Below are 23090 nucleotides of genomic sequence, written 5' to 3'. Positions count from 1 at the left end.
TCTGGCGCGGCGGGGGGTTTTCCTCTGCCCTTGCCGCTGCCACCTCTGGCCGCGCAGGAAGCGCGCGCCGTTCCGGTGTCGCGCCCTTGACGGACAAAGGAGAACCACATGTTCCGCCAGATCGCTTTCGCTGCCGGCCTTTCGATGGCCGCGACCGCAGGTTTCGCCCAGACGGCCGAGACGCCCGCCCAGGGTGGCGGCGCCGCGCCCGCGCAGAAGGCGCCCCAGGCCGCCAGGATCGACCCCGCAGCCGCCTATGAGGCCGCCCGGAACCAGCTGGGCATTCTGAAATATTGCCAATCCCAGGGTTTCTCTGGCGCCGAGGCGGTATCCGCGCAGCAGAAGCTGGTCGGAATGCTGCCCGAGGGTGATGCACAGGCCGGCGCCGCGGCCGAGCAGAAGGGAACCCAGGGCACCGTCTCGCTGGGAGAAACCCAGATTTCGCTGAAGGACGCCGCCTCGCAGCAGGGCACCAGCGAAAAATCGCAGTGCCAGCGCATCGAGGCGGCGGTCAATCAGGTCGCAAGCCAGTTGCCGGCGGGCTGATCGCCCGCGCTCCCTCCCCGACTGGCACGACGGCGGGCCGGTGCAGCGATGCGCCGGCCCGTTCGTTCAGGGATCCCCGATAATGCGCAGACCCTGAGGCGCCCTGCTCAGTTGCGCCCGTCATCGGCGACAAGGGGCCGGGTGACGGCGCGCGCCGCCTCTTCGTCCTCGGCGGGCGCGCCGCTTTCGACGATTTCGCGCGCCTCTTCCTCATCCTCGTCCTCGATCGCGGGAGGCTCTTCCCCGGCAAGGAAGTTTCCGAATTTTTCCCACCCCGGAACATGTTCGGAAAGAACCCGGATCACGACCAGCACCGGCACCGCGATCACCATACCCAGCACCGACCACAGCCAGGCCCAAAGCGCGACCGAGATGAAGACCACCACCGTATTCATCTGCAGACGGCGCGACACGAAATAGGGTGTGATGATCTGCCCTTCCAGCGAGGTCAGCGCCAGATAGGACGCTGCCACCATCGCCGGCCAGAACAATCCCGGCATCACCACCAGCGCCACCACGGCCGCGATGCCCACGCCGGCGATGGCGCCCAGATAGGGAATGAAGTTCAGAAGGAACGCCCCGATCCCGAACAGAAGCGGCGAGGGCATTCCCCAGGCCCACATGGCAAGGCCGACGGCAAAGCCCAGGCAGGCATTGATGACGGTGATCGCGCCCAGATAGCTGCCCAGTGAATCCTCGATCTCGCGCAGCGCCAGATAGGCGGTGCGCTTGTCGCGCATCGTGTCGAAGCTTTGCACGATTTTCAGATAAAGCAGATCGCCCGAAGCGATCATGAAGAACAGCAGGATCAGCGTGAAGACCACCTGACCCAGCAATTGCGGGGTCAGCTTGAGGACGGCGGCAAAGGTGGATTCGCCCTCCTGTTGGACCCGCACGGTTGTCGCGGCATCGCCGCCTTCCTCTTGCATGTTCTGGGCGTCGTCGATCTTCTTGGCGGCCTCCTGAAGATCGCGCATCGAATCGCGGACGTTCTGGAACTTGTATTCAAGCTGACTGCTGATCGTGGGGATGCGGGCCGCGGCGCGGTTGACCGGGCCGCTGGCGGCATAGGCGATGGCGCCGACCGTGATCAGGATGCTGACCGTGACCAGCAGGGCGGTCGCCCCGTCGGGAATGCCCCGGCGTTCGTTGAAACGGCGCAACGGGGTGAAGACGAAGAACAACAGAATCGCCATCGTCACCGGCATCAGGAAATCACGGGCGGCTGCGACAGCGCCGAAGGCCATGATCAGAAAGATGCCGATGACGGCCCAGTTGACCAGAACGCGCGTCACACCGTCCTCGCGCCCGGTGCGCGGAAAATTGTGCCCTTGCGGACCGACCATGAAATCCCCCCTCCACGGCGCATTCATCGCCCCGCCCGGGCCCGGAACGCAGGATGCGAACCGATTGTTCCGAACCGTCCGCGCGGCCTGATCTTTGTCAATCGCGGCGTCAGATGGGGTGATCGCCCGCGGCGTCGATCACCCGCGACGGCAGGCCCATCCGGCCCAGCAAGTCCAGAAAGGGCCGCGCAGGCAGATCCTCGACATTGACCATCTTCCCGACATCCCAGGTTCCGCGCGCGATCAGGATCGCCGCAGCGACGGGTGGCACCCCCGCGGTGAAGCTGATGCCCTGGCTTCCGACCTCGTCGAAGGCCTCCTTGTGATCGGCCACATTATAGACGAAGACCTCGCCCGCCTTGCCATCAAGACTGCCCCTGACCAGATCGCCGATGCAGGTCTTGCCGGTATAGTCGGGCGCAAGGCTGGCCGGATCGGGCAGAACCGCCTTGACCACCTTCAGCGGCACGATTTGCTGCCCCTCGGCGGTCGTGACCGGCTGTTCGGACAGCAGGCCCAGGTTCTGCAACACGGTAAAGACGTTGATGTAGTGGTCGCCGAAGCCCATCCAGAACCGCACGTCGCTGTCCTTGTAGCGGGCGGCAAGGCTGTGCACCTCGTCATGGCCGGACAGATAGGCCTTCTGCTTGCCGACGACGGGCAGATCCCATTCGCGGCCGATCTCGAACATCCGGTTCTCCTGCCATGCGCCCTGTTGCCAGGAATAGACCGTGCCGGTGAATTCGCGGAAATTGATCTCGGGGTCGAAATTGGTGGCGAACCAGCGACCATGGCTGCCGGCATTGATGTCCACGATGTCGATGGACTCGATCCGGTCGAAATATTCATCCTCGGCCAGACGGGCATAGGCGTTGACGACGCCCGGATCGAAACCCGCGCCAAGGATCGCGGTGATGCCTGCCTTCTCGACATCCTCGCGCCGCTTCCATTCGTAATTGGCATACCAGGGCGGGGTCTCGCAGACCTTGGCCGGATCCTCGTGGATGGCGGTGTCGATATAGGCCGCGCCTGCCCGGATGCAGCCTTCCAGCACCGACATGTTGATGAAGGCCGTGCCCACATTGATGACGATGCCGGCCTCGATCCGTTTCAACAGCGCCTCGACCGCATCGGGATCCATCGCGTCCAGCGCATGGCTGGCAAAGGCCATGTCATGCCCCTTGCCGCGCAGGCTGGCGATAATGGCGTCGGCCTTGGCCTGGGTGCGGTTGGCGATGTGCAGGTCGCCGAATTCGGCCGCCCATTGCGCGACCTTGTGGGCGCTGACTTGCGCGACGCCGCCCGCGCCGATGATGAGGACATTCTTCTTGGCCAATTCCAACTCCTTTCGGGGGCAGAGAACGGGTCGCCTTAGGACAGGCTGGACTTGTAATCGTCATAGGAAAAGCTGCGGACAAGGCGGATCGTTCCGTCCTCTTCGCGGATCGCGATCGAGGGCATGGCGACGCCGTTGAACCAGTTCTTCTTGACCATCGTGTAGCCGGCCGCGTCGGCGATGCCGAGCCGGTCGCCGATCTTCAGCGGCCGGGCAAGGCGCGCCTCGCCGAAAATGTCGCCCGCAAGGCAGGTCTTGCCCGCGATCTGGTATTCGTGGTCGCCGTCCTGCGGCAGCTTGGCCGTCTCGCGATAGATCAGCAGATCCAGCATATGCGCCTCGATGCTGCTGTCGACGATCGCGACCTTCTTGCCATTGTCGATCAGGTCAAGAACGCTGACCTGCAAGGACGCGGCCCCCGTGATGCTGGCCTCGCCGGGCTCCAGATAGGCCTGAACGCCGAACCGGTCCTGAAAGGCGGCCAGCCGGTCGGCCAGCCGGTCCAGCGGATAGCCCTCGCCGGTAAAATGGATGCCGCCGCCCAGACTGACCCAGTCCAGTCTTTGCAGGATGTCGCCGAACTCGGTTTCGATCCGGGTCAACTGGTGATCGAACAGGTCGAAGTCCCCGTTTTCGCAATTGTAGTGGATCATCACGCCGCTGATCCGGTCCATCGCGGCCTCCAGACGGGATATGTCCCATTCGCCGAGGCGGCTGAAGGGACGCGCCGGGTCGGCCAGATCGAAGCCGCTGGTCGAAAAGCGCGGGTTCAGCCGCAGCCCGCGCGTGATCGCCGCTGCCCTGTCGCCGAACCGGTCAAGCTGGCCCAGGCTGTTGAAGATGATCTTGTCGGCATGGGAAATCGCCTCGTCGATCTCGTGATCGGCCCAGGCGACGGAATAGGCGTGGGTTTCCTTGCCGAATTCCTCGGCCCCCAGCCGCAATTCGAACAGCGAGGACGAGGTGGTCCCATCCATGAAATCGCGCATGACATCGAAGACCGACCAGGTGGCAAAGCATTTCAGCGCCAGCAGCGCCCTGACGCCGGATCTTTCGCGCAACCGGGCAATTTTTTCCATGTTGCCGCGCAGCACCGCCTTGTCGATCAGATAATAGGGCGTCGGCAGATCGGTCATGGCGTTTCCGTGTCCAGGCCCCGAAGGGCGAAAGAGAAAGGCGGGATATAGACAGATCGGGCGCTTTTCGCAAGAAAGTGCGGCACAGCCGTGACGCCGGGCGCCCGCTCAGCCACCGGCGGCAAGGCGACGGAATTCGCGTTTCATCAGTTCCAGTTCGGCCCGCAAAAGCGCGATCTCGGCCAGCACATCCTGGGCCAGGGGTTGACCGGCCCGCAGGTCCAGCCGCCCCAGGACCGGCGCGCCCGGGCCGGGCGCCATCCCGGCCTCGCAGGCCAGCAGTAAAAGCGACGTGATCCCGTCCGAAATCACACTGCCGGGCAGTTCGACCTCGATCTGCCACGGCCCGCCATCGGGACCGGTGGCCCGCGCCTCGGCCACGACTTCGCCCTCATGGGCGATGCACAACCGTCCGGGCAGGCTGCCGGTCAGGGTGCCGCGCCAGATTCCGCCGGCGATTCCGTGGCTGTCGAAATGCATCCGTCGCTTCCTATATCTGCGCGCGCGGATGGCGCGACATGACAAGATCGGTCAGCGTGACCGCGTTCATCGCCGGGGCCTCGAAGATCAGATCCAGCCAGACCTTGTCGGCCGGTCGTCCCGCCAGATCGGCATAGGCCAGGTCGAATTCGACCACCCGCGGATTGTTCCGCCCCTCGATCGGATGGTCAAGCTGCCGCAACATGCTGGCCGTGTCCGGACCCTGGGCGATGTTGATGCGGCCGTAGACGGTCATCGCCCTCTCGGCCGACAATTGCGCGTCCACCCGCAGCACGTGATCGCGGCCCAGATCCTCTTGCATTGCATCGGGCAGATCCAGCGACAAGGACAGATACCCGCCCGAGAATCCCATCACTTCCAGCGACAGGCCGTAATGCGCCAGATCGGTGCCCTGCCGGTTGCGGACCTGCCGCAGGATCGCCGCGCGATGGCCGCAATCGTGCCACAGCACCACCTCGTCGCTGAACCGCTGGCCATTTTCCGGCGCGACCAAGGCCGCGGGAACGATCCGGCCACGCAGCGTCATCGGCCGCCAGCGCCAGTCTGTCCCCGGCGGCAGGTCCAGCAATTGCAGATCGTCGCGCGCGCGCGAAGGGCTGGCATCGCTGTGCTGAAGAAAGCGGCGCAGGTCGGCATGAAGCGCCAGCGCCTCGTCGCGCAGGTCGGGATCCGGCGCGCGGCGGCCCTGCATGGCGCTGTTGGCCAGCGCGGCCCATTGCCGGCCGGCCGACTGCCGGCCGCGTCGCGACCTCCAGCCCTGCCAACCGATCATGCCCGGCCTCTATTGATCCATGTAGACATGGGTTTCCTCGGCCGCGCCGGGATGGGTGACCGCGCCCCATCGCGCGCCGCCCACCAGCCGCGCGTATTTCCACAGCGCGCCCGAGGCGTAATCCGTCCGGCGCGACCCGCCCCACGCGTCCCTGCGCGCGGCAAGATCCCTGTCGGACAGATCGACGCCGATCTCGCCCTTCACCGCGTCGATGGTGATCATGTCGCCGTTGCGCAGCAGCGCGATGGGCCCGCCTTGCGCGGCTTCGGGCCCGACATGGCCGACACAGAATCCGCGCGTCGCGCCCGAGAAGCGGCCGTCGGTGATCAGCGCGACCTTCTTGCCCATGCCCTGACCCGACAAGGCGGCGGTCGTGGCCAGCATCTCGCGCATGCCGGGCCCGCCCGCCGGGCCTTCGTTGCGGATCACGATCACGTCGCCCTCGCTGTAGTCCCGGCGCTGGACGGCGGCGAAAGCCTCCTCCTCGCTTTCAAAGACCCGCGCGGGGCCGGTGAAGACCTGATCTTCGGGCGCCATGCCCGCGACCTTCACGATCGCCCCGTCCGGCGCCAGGTTACCTTTCAACCCGACCACGCCGCCGGTCGCGGACAAGGGCGTGGCGACGGAATGGATCACCTTGCCGTCGATGTCGCGATCGACCAGATCCAGTTCCTCGCCGATGGTGCGGCCGGTTGCGGTCATGCAATCCTCGTGGATCAGCCCGGCGCGGCGCAATTCGCGCATCACCACCGGAACACCGCCCGCCTCGTAGAGGTCCTTGGCCACATATTCGCCGCCCGGTCGCAGGTTCACGAAATAGGGCGTGTCGCGAAAGATGTCGCAGACATCGAACAGGTCGAAATCGATCCCCGCCTCATGCGCAATGGCGGGCAGATGCAACCCGGCATTGGTCGATCCGCCCGTGCAGGCGACGACGCGCGCGGCGTTTTCCAGCGCCTTGCGCGTCACCACGTCGCGGGCGCGGATGTTCTTTTCGATCAGCCGCATTACCGCCTCGCCCGAGGCCAGCCCGTATTGATCGCGGGATTCATAGGGCGCCGGCGCACCCGAGGAATTCGGCAGCGCCAGGCCGATCGCCTCGCTGACGCAAGCCATCGTGTTCGCGGTGTATTGCCCGCCGCAGGCCCCGGCCGAGGGACAGGCCACCCGTTCCAGGATGTCCAGTTCCGCGTCGGTCATGTTGCCGGCCTGATGCTGGCCCACCGCCTCGAACACGTCCTGGACGACGACATCGCGCCCGTTCAACTTGCCCGGCAGGATCGAGCCGCCATAGATGAAGACCGAGGGCACGTTCAGCCGCACCATCGCCATCATCATCCCCGGCAGCGACTTGTCGCAGCCCGCCAGGCCCACAAGCGCGTCATAGCAATGACCGCGAATGGTCAGTTCCACCGTGTCGGCGATGGCATCGCGGCTGGCAAGGCTGGACCGCATCCCCTCGTGGCCCATGGCGATGCCGTCAGTCACCGTGATCGTGGTGAATTCGCGCGGACAGCCGCCGCCCTTCTTGACACCCTGCTTGACCGATTGCGCCTGCCGGTTCAGCGAGATGTTGCAGGGCGCGGCCTCGTTCCAGCAGGTCGCGACACCCACCCAGGGGCTGTGAATCTCGTCCTCCGAGATTCCCATCGCGTAGAAATAGCTGCGATGCGGCGCCCGGGCCGGGCCCTCGGTGACGTGACGGCTGGGCAGCCGCGACTTGTCAAAGCGTTGGTCGGTCATCCGTCCCTCCCTCGTCGGCGATGGCTCCGGGATAGCCTGCCGGGCGAAGCGGAACAAGCGTCACGCGACCAGCGCGTCCAGCCGGGCGGCGCAGATGAAGTCGTTTTCGGTCAGCCCGCCCGCGGCATGGGTGGTGAAGGTCACGTCGCAATAGCCATAGCCGAAGGTGATGTCGGGATGGTGGCCCTGCTTGTTGCCCAGCCAGGCGGCCAGGTTGGCCATCTCGACCGCCTTCAGAAAGCCCTTGAACTCGAAATGCCGCCGGATCGACGACGCGTCCCCGGACAGGCGCCAACCTTCAAGCCCGGCCAGCATCCCTTCCGCCTCGTCGCGCCCCATGGCCGATGTGCCGCCCTCGCAGGGCTTGCAGGTTCTTTTCGCCAGATCGGTCATCGCCGCCTCCTTTCTCACAACAAGGGAGACGCAAGTGCCAGCAGATTGTTCCGCAGCCGGCGCAGAAGTCCCCAGCCGCGCACTTCGTCCAGCGTGATCTCGCGCGAGCGTTCGGCATAGCTTCGCTGGCGCTCGTCGATCCTGCCGACGAAGCCACGGTCGAAGATCGCCATGTTGACCTCGTAATTCAGTTCGAAGCTGCGTCGGTCAAGGTTGGCGCTGCCGACCATGGCCATGCGCCCGTCGATGGTCATGATCTTGGAATGCAGAAGACCGCCCTGGAACAAATGCAGCTTCACGCCAGCTGCCAGCAGCCCGTAATAGAAGCCTTCGCTGGTGGCGCCCACGATCAGGGAATCGTTGCGGGCGGGCAGCATCATCACCACCTCGACGCCACGCCGCGCCGCCGCCCGGATGGCTGCATCCAGCGCCGCGTCGGGCACGTAATAGGGCGTCGTGATCACCACCCGGTCGCGCGCCGCATGAAGCATCGCCGACAGACAATCCGAAATGCTGCCCGCGCGCCGGTCCGGTCCCGTGGCCACGATCTGAAGATCGATGCCCGGATCGCCCGCGGCGGGCACGACCGGCAGCATGTCGCCCAGGTCGCGGCCGGTATAGCTCATCCAGTCGCCCAGAAAGACCGACTGCAATTGCCGCACGATCGGCCCCTCCACCTGCATCAGCACGTCGATCCAGGGCGCGAAGCGCGGCTTGATCGCAAAGGCCATGTCGGCGCAATTGCGGCTGCCGGTGAAGGCGATCTTGTTGTCCACGACCAGAATCTTGCGGTGATTGCGCAGATCCAGCCTGCGAAACAGGATGCTGACGAAGGGCAGGCCCCAGGGAAAGGCGGTGACGCATTCGGCCCCGGCCTCGGACATCTCGCGCCATGCCTCGGACCGGACCAGCCCGCGCGAGCCCAGGGCATCCACGATCACCCGGCAGGCGACGCCGCGGCGGGCTGCGCGGGCAACCGCGTCGGCCACCTTGCGCCCGCTGAGATCGGGCAGCCAGATGTAGAACAGGATATGGACATGATCCTGCGCCCGGTCGATGGCAGAGACCAGGACGTCGATCGCGTCGTCGCTTTCCTCCAGCAGCGCGACCCGGTTGCCGCCCAGAACCGGCATCCCGCCCACCGCCTCGTTCGCGGCGGCGACGGGGCGGGCGAAATTCGGCGGTTCGGCCAGCAGGCTGGGCGTCTGGCTGCGCAGGCCCGTCAGCCGGTCGCGCACATCGGCCATCCGCTGCACCTCCGCGTGGTTCATCCTGACCTCGCCGAACAGCAGATAGGCCGCGATCCCGACAAGCGGAACGGCCTCGATCACCATGATCCATGCCAGCCGCACCGACGGGTCCAGCCGCGGCCGGATCAGAACCCGCCCGATGAAGGCCAGGGTGATCGTCGCATAGAGAACAAGAAGGAACGAAGCCCACATGCGGCGCATCATTCCTGCCCCGCCGGGCAATTGCAATTCCCCCCCGCGCGGCCTATCTGGGGCGCTGAACCAGCCAAGGTGGACCCCGAATGAACTGGATCAGCAATTACGTTCGTCCGCGTATCAATTCGCTGTTCTCCCGCCGCGAAGTGCCCGAGAACCTGTGGACCAAGTGCCCCGAATGCGGGACCATGCTGTTTCACCGCGAACTCGGCGACAATCTGTTTGTCTGCACCAGTTGCGATCACCACATGGCGATCACGCCCCGCGACCGCTTTGGCGCGCTGTTCGACGGCGGCGCCTTCGTCGAGGTCAAGGTGCCCGAACCGACCGCCGATCCGCTGCAATTCCGCGATCAGAAGAAATATCCCGACCGGATGCGCGCGGCGCAGAAGGCCACCGGCGAGAAAGAGGCGATGCTGGTCGCCGAGGGCGAGATCGGCCGCACCCCGATCGTGGCGGCAGCCCAGGATTTCAGTTTCATGGCGGGGTCGATGGGGATGTATGTCGGCAACGCCATCATCGCCGCCGCCGAAAGGGCGGTGAAGCTGAAACGACCGCTGGTGCTGTTCTCGGCGGCGGGCGGCGCGCGGATGCAGGAAGGCATCCTGTCGCTGATGCAGATGCCGCGCACCACCGTCGCGGTGGAAATGCTGCGCGAGGCGCGGCTGCCCTATGTCGTGGTGCTGACCCATCCGACCACGGGCGGCGTCACCGCCTCCTATGCGATGCTGGGCGATGTGCAGATCGCCGAACCCAATGCGCTGATCTGCTTTGCCGGCCCGCGCGTGATCGAGCAGACCATCCGCGAAAAGCTGCCCGAGGGATTCCAGCGCGCCGAATATCTGCTGGAACACGGAATGCTGGATCGCGTCACCCACCGCAAGCGGATGCGCGACGAACTGATCTCGATCCTGCGGATGTTGTCGGGGATGCCCGCCCCGACCAAGGCCGATCTGCCGCCGCCCGCCCCGGCCGAAACGCCCGTGCTGACCGCTTCGGAACCCGCCGGGGCGGTCAAATCCGGCGGCTGAGCCCTTTCTCCGTGTCCCAGTACCCCGGGGGTCCGGGGGCTGGCCCCCGGTGCGTGCGACCATGAATCATTCCGACGCCATTCTCGATCGCCTCCTGTCGCTGCACCCCAAGGTGATCGACCTGTCGCTGGACCGGATGTGGCGTCTGCTCGCGGCACTGGATCACCCGGAACGCCGCATCCCGCCGGTGATCCACATCGCCGGAACCAACGGCAAGGGCTCGACCCTGGCGATGATCCGCGCCGGGCTCGAGGCCGGGGGCGCGCGAGTCCATGCCTATACCTCGCCGCATCTGGCGCGGTTCCACGAACGCATCCGGCTGGCGGGCGATCTGATCGGCGAGCCTGACCTGGCCGCCGCCCTGCGCGAATGCGAGGCGGCGAATGACGGCCAGCCGATCACCTTCTTCGAGATCACGACAGCCGCCGCCTTCCTGGCCTTTTCGCGGACGCGCGCCGATTACACGCTGCTCGAGGTCGGCCTTGGCGGCAGGCTGGACGCCACCAACGTGATCGCCAGGCCGCAGCTGACGGTCATCACACCGGTCAGCATCGACCACACGCAATACCTGGGCGACACGCTGGATCTGATCGCCGCCGAGAAGGCAGGCATCATCAAGCCCCGCATCCCCTGCGTTACCGGCCCCCAGCCCGATCCTGCGCTGCGCGTGATCGAATCCCGCGCCTCGGGCCTGACCGCGCCGCTTTTCGCCCATGGCCAGCACTGGATGATCGCGCGGGACCGCGACGGGATGGTCTATCAGGACGATCACGGGCTTTGGGATCTGCCGGTTCCGAACCTGATCGGACCACACCAGATTCAGAACGCGGGCACCGCCCTGGCCGCCCTGCGTCAACTGGGCGCGACCGATGCCCAGGCGCTGGCCGCCGTCACCCGCGCCGAATGGCCCGCCCGGATGCAGCGCCTGACCCGCGGCCCGCTGGTCGAGGCGGCAGGCCCCGAGGCCGAACTCTGGCTGGATGGCGGTCATAATCCGGCGGGCGCCGAGGCGCTGGCGCAGACGCTGGCGGCACTGCCGCCGCGGCCGACGCATCTGGTCTGCGGGATGCTGAACACCAAGGATGTCGCAGGCTACATGCGGCCGCTTTCCGGCCATGCCGAAAGCCTGACCGCCATCGACATTCCCGGCGAGGCGAACACCCTGCCCGCCGCGGAAACCGCGCGGATCGCGCGCGAAGCGGGACTGGAGGCGGCAACCGCCGCCGATGCGAAGGACGCCATCGCCCGGATCGCCGCTGCCCGGCCACGGGCGCGGATCCTGATCTGCGGATCATTGTATCTGGCCGGGCGGGTTCTTGTGCAGAACGGCTGAGCCGGCCGCGCTCGGCGCCGGCGAATGGCACGGCCCGGTCGAAACCCTGACATCCGGGGACGCGCCGATGGAAAGTTTTTTCACCGGCCGGACGGTCGTGAAGACGCTGTCTCCGGTCGAGTAGCCGGAATTGCTGAAGTGCCTTCCGGATCCGGCGACCGGTCGGGAGTCCGATGATCGCGGCACGCCCCTTCATCCGGCATCGCGACCACAGCCGGATGCAGACGATCCGAAGTCTGCCGGGCTGCTAGGCCGAAACCCGGCCCCAGCCGGCATCCTGCATCTCGCGCAGGCGGCTGGCCGTGCGTTCGAATTCGAAGCTGCCCTCGCCTTCGTTATACAATTGCTCGGGCGCGTCGGCGGCACTGGCGATCAGTCGCACGCGGGCCTCGTAGATCGCGTCGATCAGCGTCACGAAGCGCTTGGCCTCGTTATAGTTCGAAGCGGACAGATGCGGAATTCCGTCCATCATCAGCACCTCGATCCGGCGGGCCAGTTCCAGATAATCCGCTGCGCCCAGGGGCTTGCCGCAAAGCGACCAGAAATCAGACCGCGCGACCTTGCCCGCGAGGGCCGGAATCTGGAACCGCCGGCTTTTCATCTGGATCTCGCCCGGTTCGGGCGCGGCAGCGTCGGTCAGGTCGCGCCAGATCGCGTCCATCCGACTGCGCGCCTCGGCATCGGCGGGACAGAACCAGACCGGCCCGCCGGTCGTGCGGCCCTGGCGGTAATCGGTGTCGCTGTCCAGGCAGACCACCTCCATCCGCTTGCGGATCAGGTCGATGAAAGGCAGGAAAAGCTGTCGGTTCAACCCGTGCTTGTAGAGATCCTCGGGCACCCGGTTCGAGGTGGTCACGACCGCCACACCCTGATCGAACAGCAGTTGAAACAGTCGTCCGACGATCATCGCATCGGCGATATCGGTGATCTGCATCTCGTCGAAACACAACAGCCGGACCTCGCGCGCAACCTGCATTGCGACCGGGCGCACCGCGTCCTGATCGGCGCGCTTGCGCGCCTCGTTCAATCCATCCTGGATCTCTTGCATGAACTGGTGGAAATGAACGCGGCGGCTGCGTTCGGGCGCCGCCTCGGCGATCAGGTCCATCAGCATCGACTTGCCGCGCCCGACGCCGCCCCACAGATAAAGCCCCGTCGCGCCCGGCCGCGCCGCCTGCTGCGGATGGCCCACGCCCAGAAAGGCGCGCCAGGCCGATTTCGGCCGGCTTGGGGCGGCGCCGGCGTCGCCCAGATCGGCCAGAACCCGATCCAGATGCGGCAGCACGGCCTCTTGCGCGGGATCGGGTCTCAGCCGCCCCTCCGCCACGCGCTGCCGGTAAAGATCGCTGACCTTGCCCATTCCAGCCTGCACCTGCCACATTGCCGGATCGCGCCGCAAGGCCCTTCTTGACCGTGATCTGCCGCCATGGCACGCATTCCGCGCTGCTGCCAAGGATCTGCGCATGAACCATCCGCGCCCTGACACGATCGCCGGCCGACCGGTCCTGTTCGTGATGGCGGCCGAGGCCGAATACGGGTCGGCGCTGAGATCGCGCATCGCTCCGCTGATCACCGGAGTCGGTCCGGTCGAAAGCGCGGTCCGCCTGACCGCCGCGCTGGCCGCGATGACGAACAGGCCGTGCCTGATCGTGTCGCTGGGTTCGGCCGGGTCGGCGCGTCTGCCGCAAGCGGGATTGTATCAGGTCAGCGGCGTCGCCTATCGCGACATGGATGCCTCGCCCCTGGGATTTCAGCGCGGCTGCACGCCGTTCGCGGACCTGCCCGCCCGTCTCGACCTGCCCCTGCGCATCCCCGGCCTGCCCGAGGCCAGCCTTTCGACCGGCGGCAATATCGTCAGCGGCGGCGCCTATGAAAGCATCGCCGAGGACATGGTGGACATGGAAACCTTCGCCCATCTGCGCGCGGCCCAGCATTTCGATATTCCGCTGATCGGCCTGCGCGGGATTTCGGACGGAGCACAGGAATTGCGGCACCTGACGGACTGGACGCAATATCTGCATCTCATCGACGCGAAACTGGCCGGCGCCGTGGACAGGCTGGAGCGCGCGCTGTCCGGGGGCGCGCTGAGGCTCTGAGCCGCCGCCTTGTCCTCGTCCGCCCCCGGGCCTAGACCGGGGCCGGGAAAATCGGCCGGGAACGAGCAGACATGGCACGCCGCGCGAAGATCATCGAGGACCGTCCAACCAGCAGACGGGTGGGCGCGCTCGGCGCCCTGTGGCCCTTTGTCCGGCCCTATCGGGGGCAATTGGCGGTGGCGCTGGCGGCGCTGGTCCTGACCTCGGCCATCAGCCTGGTCCTGCCCCTGGCGGTGCGCCGCGTTGTGGACAATTTCGACGACGGCGCGGGTCTGCTGGACCAGTATTTCGGCGCCGCGCTGGCCATCGTCGCGCTGCTGGCCCTGGGCACGGCGGCCCGTTATTTCTTCGTCACCAGACTGGGCGAACGGGTCGTGGCCGATCTGCGCAAGGCGGTCTTTGCCCGTGTCGTCACCCTCAGCCCCGGCTTCTTTGAGCGCGTGATGACGGGCGAGATCCTGTCGCGGATCACCACCGACACGACGCTGATCCAGTCGGTGATCGGTTCGTCCCTGTCGATCGCGCTGCGCAACATGCTGATCCTCGCGGGGGGGATGGCGATGCTGGCTTTCACCTCGGTCAAGCTGATGGGGCTGGTCTTGCTGATCGTGCCCGCGATCCTGATCCCGATCATCGTCCTGGGCCGTCGGTTGCGCACCCTCTCGCGCGCCAATCAGGACTGGATCGCGTCCTCGTCCGGCACCGCCTCCGAGACCCTGCTGGCGGCGCAGACGGTGCAGGCCTTTACCCATGAATCGCGCAGCATCGCGCAGTTCGACGGCGTGACCGAACAATCCTATGACGTGGCGCTGACCCGAATTCGCACCCGCGCGCTGATGACCGCCATCGTGATCTTCCTGATCTTCGCCGGCGTGATCGGCGTGTTGTGGGTCGGCGCGCGCGACGTGCGCCAGGGCATGATGACCGCCGGGCAACTGGTGCAGTTCGTGATCTATGCCATCCTCGTGGCCAGCTCCACCGGCGCGCTGTCGGAAATCTGGGGCGAATTGCAGCGCGCCGCCGGCGCGACCGAGCGTCTGGCCGAATTGCTGGGCGCCCATGATGCGCTGACCGATCCCGCAAGCCCCGTGCCCCTGCCGCGCCCGGTCAAGGGCCGGATCGCGCTGGAGGGGGTGGGTTTCCACTATCCGACGCGGCCCGATGTCTCGGCGCTTGACGGGGTGGACCTGACCATCCGGCCGGGCGAGACGGTGGCGCTGGTCGGCCCGTCGGGGGCGGGCAAGACCACGGTGATCCAGTTGATCCAGCGGTTCTGGGATCCCGGCACTGGCCGGGTCACGCTGGACGGGATCGACCTGCGGGACATGCGCCGCGACGATTTCCGCAAAAGCATGGCGCTGGTTCCGCAAGAGCCGGTGATCTTCGCCGCCTCGGTGCTGGACAACATCCGCCTCGGTCGTCCCGAGGCCGGCCCTGCCGAGGTCGAATCGGCCGCCCGCGCCGCCCATGCCCACGACTTCATCGCCGCGCTGCCGGACGGCTATGACACGCCGCTTGGCGAACGCGGCGTGATGCTGTCGGGCGGTCAGCGTCAGCGGGTCGCCATCGCCCGCGCCATCCTGCGCGACGCAGCCGTGCTGCTGCTGGACGAGGCGACGAGCGCGCTGGACGCCGAATCCGAATCGTTGGTTCAGGCGGCAGTCAACGATCTTGCGCAGGGCCGCACCACCATCGTCATCGCCCACCGGCTGGCCACGGTGAAAAAAGCCGATCGGATCATCGTCGTCGATCGCGGCCGCATCGTGGCCGAAGGCAGCCACGAAGCCCTGGTCACGCAAGGCGGCCTCTATGCCCGGCTGGCACGAATGCAGTTTACCGAAGGCAGCGTCGCAGCCCCCGCCGAGGAAGAGCCGGCCTAGTTGCGCGGCGCGGCATAGACCGCGGCCCAGAAGCGCGTCTTGCCATCCGCCGCGATGGCCTGGCCGATGCCGTAGTCGCGCACCTGCGGAATCAGGATGTTGCGCAGGTGGCCCTGCGAATTGTTCCATTCGCCAAGCACGCGGGGCAGATCGAACGGGCCCGCCGCGATATTCTCGGCCGTCAGCATCGGCGCATAGCCGCGCGCCTTCACGCGCGGACCGGGCCCCGTGGTCGTGCTGCCGACATGGGTCATGCGACCGCGCTTGGCCATGTCGCAGGCATGTTGTGCAGCGACTTCGGCCAGCAGCATGTTCGCGCGAACCGGAGGCAGATCCGAACGCCCACGGATGCCGTTCGTCGCTTCGGCGCCCGCCCGGTTCTGGGCCTGCGATGTGGCGGGACAGGTGGCCTTGCCCGGCGCCGTGGCCTGCACATCGGTGGGATCGCCGCCCTTCGGAGGCGGCGTTCCCCCGGCACAGGCGGCCAGCGTCAGGGTCGCGGTCAGAAGCGCGGTCATCGTCGTTCGGGCAGTCATCGTCTCGCAAACTTTCCCTGGCAATCGTCCCTCGGGTCTGGATGATCCCATCCCGGTTTTCAACCAATGGTTGCAGAAAAGCCGCAGCCGGGCAATCTTTTGCCACCAGCGCGGCGCGCCCGGCGCGGGATCCCGCGCATTCGACGCGGCCGTGACGCGGCGTTTCGGCGCAACCGGCCGCTTGCGACCCTTGCCCCGCCCGGCGCCCTTGTCGCATCCTGTCACCCGAGGGCGGCGCAAGGTGATGCGCCGGAAGGGAGAGGTGAAGCATGGGCCGATTCGGTACCTACGAGGATCGCGACAGGCTGGAGGCGGAAATGGCCTACGAGGCCCGCGATCTGCCCGTCACGATCCATGATTTCCTCTCGCGCACAGCCAAGGCGCATCCCGACCGGCCGGCGATCAGCTTTCAGCTTCTTGCCGGTCCGCGCGATCCCGCGACGACGCTGACATGGCAGGATCTGCTGGAGCGCGTGACCGAGACCGCCAATCTCTTTCGCAAGCTGGGCATCGGGCCGACCGATACGGTCGCCTATCTTCTGCCCAATTCGATCGAGACGCCGGTCGTGCTGCTGGCCGGGGCCACGGCCGGGATCGTGAACCCGATCAACCCGTTGCTGGACGCCAAACAGATCGCGGGGATCCTGCGCGAGACCCGCGCCAGGGTTCTGGTGACGCTGAAATCCTTTCCCAGAACCGATGTGGCGCAGAAGGCCGCCGAAGCCGTGGCCGAGGCGCCGGGCGTCACCCATATCATCGAGATCGACCTCAGGCGCCACCTGCGCGGCCCGAAACGATTCCTGGTTCCGCTGCTTCGGCCACGGGTCCGGAAACGCCACAAGGCCAGGGTTCTGGACTTCGAAGCCGCGGCCAGCGCCGAAAGGCACACCAGGCTGGATTTCGAGGATATTCCGAAGGATCGCATCGCCGCCTATTTCCATACCGGCGGCACCACCGGCACGCCGAAGGTCGCCCAGCACAGTTATCGCGGCATGATCTACAACGGCTGGCTGGGCGGCGCGCTGCTGTTTGACGAAACCGACGTGCTGATGTGCCCGCTGCCGATGTTTCACGTCTTCGCCGCCTATCCCGTGCTGATGTCCTGCATCGCATCGGGGGCGCATGTGGTCATGCCCACCCCCGCCGGCTATCGCGGCGAAGGCGTGTTCGACAATTTCTGGAAGCTGATCGAACGCTGGCAGGCAACGTTCCTGATCACCGTTCCGACCGCCATCTCGGCGCTGATGCAGCGTCCGGTGGATGCCGATGTCAGCAGCCTGAAGACCGCCATCTCGGGCTCGGCCCCGCTGCCGATGGAACTGTATAACCGCTTCAAATCCGCCACCGGGGTCGAGATTTCCGAAGGCTACGGCCTGACCGAGGCGACCTGCCTGGTCAGTTGCAACCCGGTGGACGGCATGAAGAAGGTCGGCTCGGTCGGGATACCCCTGCCCTATACCCATGTCCGCATCCTGAACCACGACGACGCGGGGCGCGTGCATGAATGCGCCACCGACGAGGTGGGCGAGATCTGCGTGGCCAATCCCGGCGTCCTGCCCGGATCGACCTATACCGAAGCCGACAAGAACCATGACCTTTTCGCCGAGGATCGGTATCTGCGCACTGGCGATCTGGGGCGGCTGGACAGCGACGGTTATCTGTGGATCACCGGCAGGGCGAAGGATCTGATCATTCGTGGCGGCCACAATATCGACCCGGCCGAGATCGAGGACGCGCTGCTGTCCCATCCCGCCGTGGCCTTTGCCGGCGCCATCGGCCAGCCCGACGCCTTCGCCGGCGAACTGCCTTGCGTCTATGTCGAACTGGTCGCCGATGCCCAGACATCGGTCGATGACCTGATGGATCACGCGCGCCGGAACATCCACGAACGCGCCGCGGCACCGAAATACGTCGAAATCCTGCCGGAACTGCCCAAGACGGCGGTCGGCAAGATCTTCAAGCCGGAATTGCGCAAGCTGGCGATCACGCGGGTTTATGACGCGGCGCTGGACGGCACCGGCTGTCATGTCATCGAGGTGATCGACGACAAGAAGCGCGGTCTGGTGGCGCGGCTGTCCCGCGCGGCACGCCCAGACGAGGATGTGGTGGCCCACAAGCTGGGCGAATTCACCCGGCCCTGGGAATGGGCCGATTGAGACGCGGCCCGCAGATACCGGGACGCCCCTCTGCCCGCTTTGCGGCAGGCCGATCCCGCCGGATGTGCCGCAAAGCCGCCATCACCTGATCCCCAAGCTGCGCGGCGGCAAGGGCGGCCCGACCGTGCTGCTGCATCAGGTCTGCCATTCGACCATTCACAAGACCCTGAGCGAAACCGACCTCGCGCGGCGCTATGACAGCGTGGATGCCCTGCGCGCCCATCCCGATCTGGCGCGGTTCTTTGCCTGGGTGGCGAAACGCCCCCCCGGCTGGAAGGGCAAGGTGCGCTAGTCGCCCGCGACGTTCAGGACGATCTTGCCGATATGGTCGCTGCTTTCCATGCGCCTGTGCGCCTGGGCGGCGTCAGCCAGGTCGAATTCGCTGTCGATGGTGACGGCGACCGCGCCGCTGGCGATCATCGGCCACAGCTTCTTGCGGACCTGGTCGGCGATCTCGGCCTTGGCGGTGTCGGATTGCGGACGCAGGGTCGATCCGGTCATCGTCAGCCGCTTGACCATGACCTGCGCAAAGTTCAGCTCGACCTTGGGGCCTTCCAGAAAGGCGATCATCACCAGCCGCCCGTCCTGCGCCAGCGTCGTCACATTGCGCGGGATATAGCTGCCGCCCACCATGTCGAGGATCAGATCAACGCCGCCGTCGGGCGACAGCCGCTTCACGAAATCCTCGGTCCGGTAATTGATGGCGGTGGCGCCGAGCGCCTCGATGGCGGCGCATTTCTCATCGCTGCCGGCGGTGGCAAAGACACGCGCGCCCAGAGCCCGCGCGATCTGGATCGCCATCATGCCGATGCCCGACGTGCCGCCATGGACCAGAAACCGCTCGCCTCCGCGCAGACCGCCGCGCTGGACCACGTTCGACCAGACGGTGAAGGCGGTTTCGGGCAGGCAGGCGGCCTCGCGCAGGGACAGGCCGTGGGGGATGCGCAGGGCATGATCGGCGTGGCACAGCGCATATTCCGCATAGCCGCCGCCGGGCAGCAGGGCGCAGACCTTTTCGCCTTTCTTCCAGCGGGTGACGCCGGCGCCCATGCCCACGATCTCGCCCGAGCATTCAAGGCCCGGCAGATCGGATGCGTCCGGCGGCGGCGCATAGCTGCCCTGCCGCTGCAAGACATCGGGGCGGTTCACCCCGGCATAGGCGATGCGGATCAGGATCTGGTCGTGGCGCGGCACCGGAACCGGTCGGCGGGTCGTCTTCAACTGGTCGGCATCGCCGGCGGCGGCGATCTTTACCGCGTTCATCGCATCGGGAAACATCATTGGTCCTTTGTTGTCATGTCACGGCCGAGTGCGGCCCGGCAGGTCGCGGGGCCGAGGCGCACGGATCCAGCCGAAGGCCAAGTCGGTCACCGCCTGCGCGCCGGGCAGCTTCTTCAGCCTCGCCTTGGCGCCTTCGATCCGCATCACGCCGTCGATGCGGCGGTCGATGAAGGCGCGGGTCTCGGCGCCATCGTCGGAGGCGTCGCCCAGCCAGAACAGGGCCGAGGCGCTGATCACCGCCGACAGGGTGGCGCGCTTGGAATACCAGTTCACATCGTCCGATGTGTCGCCGAGCCCGGTCCAGATCATGTCCGCCGTCTCCCAGACCAGCCGCGCGGCCAGCCCGGCATTCTGCGGCAGGGCCAGCACCGCCGCGCCCGCGCGCACCAGATCCGGCTGAACCAGCGACAGCCGGTGCCAGACGGCCTCGGCCACCCGGTCGCGAAAGCGGCCCTCGGGCGGGGTCCGGGCCAGCCAGTCGCGCAATTGCTGATCGGCGCGGCGGTGATAGGCAGCGGCAAGGCCCGCGCCGCCCTGGGGAAAATGCACCCGCGCCATGGCCTCGGTCATGCCGATGTCACGCGCGCCCGCGACCAGGGCGCGGTCATTCATCCCCTCGAAGGGAACGTGGCTCAGCGCGGCCTCGAGCAGCGCATCGCGTTCGGTCTGCATCGCGGGCTCCTTTCTGTGGACAAGCGCCCCGGCAGTTGATAAGGGGGCGTTTCCTGCAATCTTGCAACTCTAACCTAGGAAGGTGGTGACAACCACATGCAGGTCAATGTTCGCGACAACAATGTCGAACAGGCGCTTCGTGCGCTGAAGAAGAAACTTCAGCGCGAAGGTGTCTTCCGCGAGATGAAGCTTCGGCAGCATTTCGAGAAGCCGTCGGTCAAGAAAGCCCGTGAACGGGCCGAGGCCGTCCGCCGCGCCCGCAAGCTGGCCCGTAAAAAGGCACAGCGCGAAGGCGCGCTGTAAGACAGCCGCGACACGCGACATCACGAACCCCCGCCCCGGCGGGGGTTTCTTTTCTTCCTCGCGACCTCTTGCGCGGCGCGACAATGCCGTTGGTGTTTGCAACACTTTTGTTACGGATCTGGTTGGTTTCCTTGTCTCACATCTGTCTGTTCCGGAACTTGGCATGTCCGTCCTGAACCGCCGCGATTGGCAGCCGGGCTCGCTTCTGCGGCAGATGCGCGATGGCATTCACCGGCCCACGCTGATGGCGCTTCTGTCGGTCGATCTTGGCCTTGTCCTGCTGCATTCTGCTCTTGGATATCTGCTGATGGTGAACGCGCTGGACGCGATTCCCGATCTGCTGCGGATCGACCGTGATTTCGGTCTGGGCGAAACCTTCGGCTATGCGAAATGGGCCGCGCTGGTTGCGATCATGGTCGCAGCCTATCTGCGCAGCCGCGCGCCGGTCTTTCTTGCACTGGCCGCGCTTTGGCTTTTCGCGCTGGCCGATGACAGCCTGCAATTGCACGAGAATGTCGCCCTTGCGGTCCTGTCCCGGCTGCCGTCGAAGACGATCGACACGGGAGTGATCGAGGTCGCCTTCTTCATCGCCGCCGGCGCCATCCTGATGCTGCCGGCAAGCCTTGCCCTGATTCGCAGCACGGCGCGGCAGCGGTTGCAGATCGCGCCCCTGATCCTGCTTTTCGCGGGGGTGGTCGCTTGCGGAATGGGCGTCGACTTCGTGCATTCGCTGGTCGAAGGCAATACGCTGATCGCCGGAATCCTGGGAATCATCGAGGATGGCGGCGAGATGGTCTTCATGTCGGCCATGCTGGCCTATGCCCTGGGCACATTCGGCCTGCCCGCGCGGGCCTCAGACCGGCAACGCGGTGGTGCGAAAGACGGTGCGCAGCGCGAATGACGAATGCATCTGCTGGACGCCGGGCAGCTTGGCAAGGAATTGCCGGTGGATGCGGGCGAAATCGTCGGTATCCTCGACCACGATCTTCAACAGGTAATCCGCCGTTCCCGCCATCAGATGACATTCCAGCACATCCGGAATCGCGCGCACGCCGCGTTCAAATCCGTCCAGCACGTCGTCGGTCTGCCCCGACAGCGTGATTTCGACGAAAACCGTGGTCTGACGGCGCAGCTTGCGCGCGTCCAGAAGCGCGACATAGGCCGAGATGACTCCCGCCGCCTCCAGCCGCTGCACGCGCCGGTGGCAGGCCGAGGCTGATAGATTCACCCGCAACGCCAGATCGGCATTACTGATTCGCCCCTCTTTCTGCAGCAAGGCGAGAATCCGGCGGTCTGTTGCGTCCAACTGTTCCATGCTGGGCAATTTCTTCGAAGATTCGCCGCCATTCCAGCGTTTTCTTCGATCGCCGGCGATGGCGCGCGGACAGGTTCGCAGCACCTTCGCGCCCGCCGCTGGCACACTGGCACGCAGCGAGAGGAGAACATCATGAAGATCGGTTGCCCGGCAGAGATCAAGCCGCAGGAATTTCGCGTGGGTCTGACCCCCGCCGCCGCCGCCGAGGCGGTCGCACGTGGCCATGAGGTCGCGATCCAGAAGGGCGCGGGACTTGGCGCGGGCTTTGCCGATGACGACTATTCCGCCGTGGGTGCCCGGATCCTGCCCGACGCGGCCAGCCTCTATGGCGAGGCGGATCTGATCGTCAAGGTCAAGGAGCCTCAGGCAAGCGAACGCGCGATGCTGCGCAGGGGTCAGGTGCTGTTCACCTATCTGCATCTGGCGCCCGATCCGGACCAGACACGCGACCTGCTGGAATCCGGTGTCACCGCGATCGCGTATGAAACCGTGACCGATCGCGCGGGCGGACTGCCGCTGCTGGCACCCATGTCCGAGGTCGCGGGCCGGCTAGCACCGCAGGTGGGGGCGTGGACGCTGCAAAAGGCCAATGGCGGGCGGGGCGTGCTGATGGGGGGCGTGCCGGGTGTCCTGCCCGCCCGCGTCACCGTGATCGGCGGCGGTGTCGTCGGCACCCACGCGGCGCGTGTCGCGGCGGGGATGGGGGCGTCGGTGACGGTGCTAGACCGATCCCTGCCGCGGTTGCGCTATCTCGATGATGTCTTCGGCGGATTGTTTCGCACCGGCCATGCCAGCGGCGCGCTGACCGAGGAACTGGTCGCGGCGTCGGACATGGTCATCGGGGCCGTGCTGGTCCCCGGCGCCGCCGCGCCGAAACTCGTGCGGCGCGAACAATTGGCCATGATGCTGCCCGGCGCGGTTCTGGTCGATGTGGCGATCGACCAGGGCGGCTGTTTCGAAACCTCGAAACCCACCACCCACGAGGATCCGATCTATGAGGTGGACGGGATCATGCATTATTGCGTGGCGAACATGCCCGGCGCGGTCGCGCGAAGCTCGACCCAGGCGCTTGGGAACGCCACGCTGCCCTTCCTGCTGGCGCTGGCCGACAAGGGCTGGCGGCGGGCGGTGACCGACGATCCACATCTGCGCGCAGGCCTGGCCGTGCATGACGGGCAGCTGACCTCGCCGCCGGTGGGCGAGGCCCTGGGCCTGGTCTCGGTCAGCCCCGACACGCTGCTGGCGGGCTGAGTGCGCCGGGCGGGCAGA

Annotated in this window: 23 protein-coding genes; 10 read left to right on the top strand and 13 right to left on the bottom strand. The window is 66.5% G+C overall.

Going from position 1 to position 23090, the window contains the following annotated elements; translation table 11 throughout:
• Positions 1–108 precede the first annotated feature (108 nt).
• Complete coding sequence (locus tag AC13CR_RS15705) at positions 109–546, top strand: pore-forming ESAT-6 family protein (RefSeq protein ID WP_292953006.1); 438 nt, start codon at positions 109–111, stop codon at positions 544–546.
• Positions 547–653: 107 nt separating this feature from the next.
• Here AC13CR_RS15705 and AC13CR_RS15700 read toward each other — a convergent pair whose 3' ends face one another.
• The 8 genes from AC13CR_RS15700 to cls form a co-directional block, all read right to left on the bottom strand.
• Positions 654–1892 (bottom strand): AI-2E family transporter, encoded by a 1239-nt coding sequence (locus AC13CR_RS15700; protein ID WP_482900875.1) that lies wholly within the window; start codon positions 1890–1892, stop codon positions 654–656.
• Positions 1893–2001: 109 nt separating this feature from the next.
• Entirely contained in the window at positions 2002–3228 is a 1227-nt protein-coding gene (locus AC13CR_RS15695; RefSeq protein ID WP_292953010.1) for a saccharopine dehydrogenase family protein, read from the bottom strand.
• Between the two features lie 35 nt (positions 3229–3263).
• Positions 3264–4364 carry a carboxynorspermidine decarboxylase gene (locus tag AC13CR_RS15690; RefSeq protein ID WP_292953012.1) on the bottom strand — a complete coding sequence of 367 codons (1101 nt, stop codon included), beginning with the start codon at positions 4362–4364 and terminating at the stop codon, positions 3264–3266.
• Between the two features lie 108 nt (positions 4365–4472).
• Positions 4473–4844, bottom strand: a complete 372-nt coding sequence (locus tag AC13CR_RS15685; protein ID WP_292953014.1) for a hypothetical protein — start codon at positions 4842–4844, stop codon at positions 4473–4475.
• Between the two features lie 10 nt (positions 4845–4854).
• Positions 4855–5637: a DUF6478 family protein gene (locus tag AC13CR_RS15680; RefSeq protein WP_446232424.1), complete on the bottom strand. Its 783-nt coding sequence runs from the start codon at positions 5635–5637 to the stop codon at positions 4855–4857.
• A 9-nt stretch (positions 5638–5646) separates the two neighbouring features.
• Positions 5647–7380, bottom strand: a complete 1734-nt coding sequence (ilvD, locus tag AC13CR_RS15675; protein WP_292953018.1) for a dihydroxy-acid dehydratase — start codon at positions 7378–7380, stop codon at positions 5647–5649.
• 60 nt (positions 7381–7440) lie between these two features.
• Positions 7441–7773: a 4a-hydroxytetrahydrobiopterin dehydratase gene (locus AC13CR_RS15670; RefSeq protein WP_292953020.1), complete on the bottom strand. Its 333-nt coding sequence runs from the start codon at positions 7771–7773 to the stop codon at positions 7441–7443.
• Between the two features lie 14 nt (positions 7774–7787).
• The gene (gene cls, locus AC13CR_RS15665) at positions 7788–9215 is read right to left on the bottom strand and encodes a cardiolipin synthase (protein WP_292953022.1); all 1428 of its coding nucleotides are present in this window, start codon (positions 9213–9215) and stop codon (positions 7788–7790) included.
• An 89-nt stretch (positions 9216–9304) separates the two neighbouring features.
• Here cls and accD point away from each other — a divergent pair, with 89 nt between their 5' ends.
• Entirely contained in the window at positions 9305–10249 is a 945-nt protein-coding gene (gene accD, locus AC13CR_RS15660) for an acetyl-CoA carboxylase, carboxyltransferase subunit beta (protein WP_292953025.1), read from the top strand.
• 61 nt (positions 10250–10310) lie between these two features.
• On the top strand, positions 10311–11582 hold the full coding sequence (locus AC13CR_RS15655) for a bifunctional folylpolyglutamate synthase/dihydrofolate synthase (protein WP_292953028.1): 1272 nt from the start codon (positions 10311–10313) through the stop codon (positions 11580–11582).
• A gap of 247 nt (positions 11583–11829) precedes the next feature.
• Here the strand turns inward: AC13CR_RS15655 and zapE are convergent, their stop codons facing one another.
• Entirely contained in the window at positions 11830–12942 is a 1113-nt protein-coding gene (gene zapE / locus AC13CR_RS15650) for a cell division protein ZapE (RefSeq protein ID WP_292953031.1), read from the bottom strand.
• A gap of 103 nt (positions 12943–13045) precedes the next feature.
• Between zapE and AC13CR_RS15645 the strand changes: the two genes are divergently transcribed.
• Positions 13046–13678 (top strand): 5'-methylthioadenosine/S-adenosylhomocysteine nucleosidase, encoded by a 633-nt coding sequence (locus AC13CR_RS15645; RefSeq protein ID WP_292953034.1) that lies wholly within the window; start codon positions 13046–13048, stop codon positions 13676–13678.
• Positions 13679–13749: 71 nt separating this feature from the next.
• Entirely contained in the window at positions 13750–15558 is a 1809-nt protein-coding gene (locus AC13CR_RS15640; RefSeq protein ID WP_482900874.1) for an ABC transporter transmembrane domain-containing protein, read from the top strand.
• Here AC13CR_RS15640 and AC13CR_RS15635 read toward each other — a convergent pair.
• Positions 15555–16076 (bottom strand): CAP domain-containing protein, encoded by a 522-nt coding sequence (locus tag AC13CR_RS15635; RefSeq protein WP_292978786.1) that lies wholly within the window; start codon positions 16074–16076, stop codon positions 15555–15557. The genes AC13CR_RS15640 and AC13CR_RS15635 overlap by 4 nt on opposite strands.
• A gap of 287 nt (positions 16077–16363) precedes the next feature.
• On the opposite strand from AC13CR_RS15635, the gene AC13CR_RS15630 reads away from it, so the two are divergent.
• Both AC13CR_RS15630 and AC13CR_RS15625 read left to right on the top strand, forming a co-directional pair.
• Complete coding sequence (locus AC13CR_RS15630) at positions 16364–18250, top strand: acyl-CoA synthetase (RefSeq protein ID WP_292953043.1); 1887 nt, start codon at positions 16364–16366, stop codon at positions 18248–18250.
• Entirely contained in the window at positions 18246–18542 is a 297-nt protein-coding gene (locus AC13CR_RS15625) for an HNH endonuclease (RefSeq protein WP_414692136.1), read from the top strand. The genes AC13CR_RS15630 and AC13CR_RS15625 overlap by 5 nt, the downstream gene beginning before the upstream one ends.
• Here AC13CR_RS15625 and AC13CR_RS15620 read toward each other — a convergent pair.
• Both AC13CR_RS15620 and AC13CR_RS15615 read right to left on the bottom strand, forming a co-directional pair.
• Positions 18539–19531, bottom strand: coding sequence for an NAD(P)H-quinone oxidoreductase (locus AC13CR_RS15620; RefSeq protein ID WP_292953049.1), 993 nt, complete (start codon positions 19529–19531; stop codon positions 18539–18541). The genes AC13CR_RS15625 and AC13CR_RS15620 overlap by 4 nt on opposite strands.
• A gap of 18 nt (positions 19532–19549) precedes the next feature.
• On the bottom strand, positions 19550–20203 hold the full coding sequence (locus tag AC13CR_RS15615; protein WP_292953052.1) for a COQ9 family protein: 654 nt from the start codon (positions 20201–20203) through the stop codon (positions 19550–19552).
• A gap of 96 nt (positions 20204–20299) precedes the next feature.
• On the opposite strand from AC13CR_RS15615, the gene rpsU reads away from it, so the two are divergent.
• Together rpsU and AC13CR_RS15605 are read left to right on the top strand one after the other, a co-directional pair.
• Positions 20300–20506 (top strand): 30S ribosomal protein S21, encoded by a 207-nt coding sequence (rpsU, locus tag AC13CR_RS15610; RefSeq protein ID WP_292953055.1) that lies wholly within the window; start codon positions 20300–20302, stop codon positions 20504–20506.
• Between the two features lie 163 nt (positions 20507–20669).
• Entirely contained in the window at positions 20670–21407 is a 738-nt protein-coding gene (locus AC13CR_RS15605) for a hypothetical protein (protein WP_292953058.1), read from the top strand.
• On the opposite strand, the gene AC13CR_RS15600 is transcribed toward AC13CR_RS15605, so the two are convergent.
• On the bottom strand, positions 21360–21821 hold the full coding sequence (locus AC13CR_RS15600) for an Lrp/AsnC family transcriptional regulator (RefSeq protein ID WP_292953061.1): 462 nt from the start codon (positions 21819–21821) through the stop codon (positions 21360–21362). The two genes, AC13CR_RS15605 and AC13CR_RS15600, sit on opposite strands and share 48 nt — an antisense overlap.
• 132 nt (positions 21822–21953) lie before the next feature.
• Here AC13CR_RS15600 and ald point away from each other — a divergent pair, with 132 nt between their 5' ends.
• Positions 21954–23072: an alanine dehydrogenase gene (gene ald, locus AC13CR_RS15595; protein WP_293013341.1), complete on the top strand. Its 1119-nt coding sequence runs from the start codon at positions 21954–21956 to the stop codon at positions 23070–23072.
• Positions 23073–23090 lie beyond the last annotated feature (18 nt).

The sequence above is a fragment of the Paracoccus sp. L-17 genome (assembly GCF_056857655.1).
This window is presented reverse-complemented; position numbering and strand designations above follow the sequence as displayed.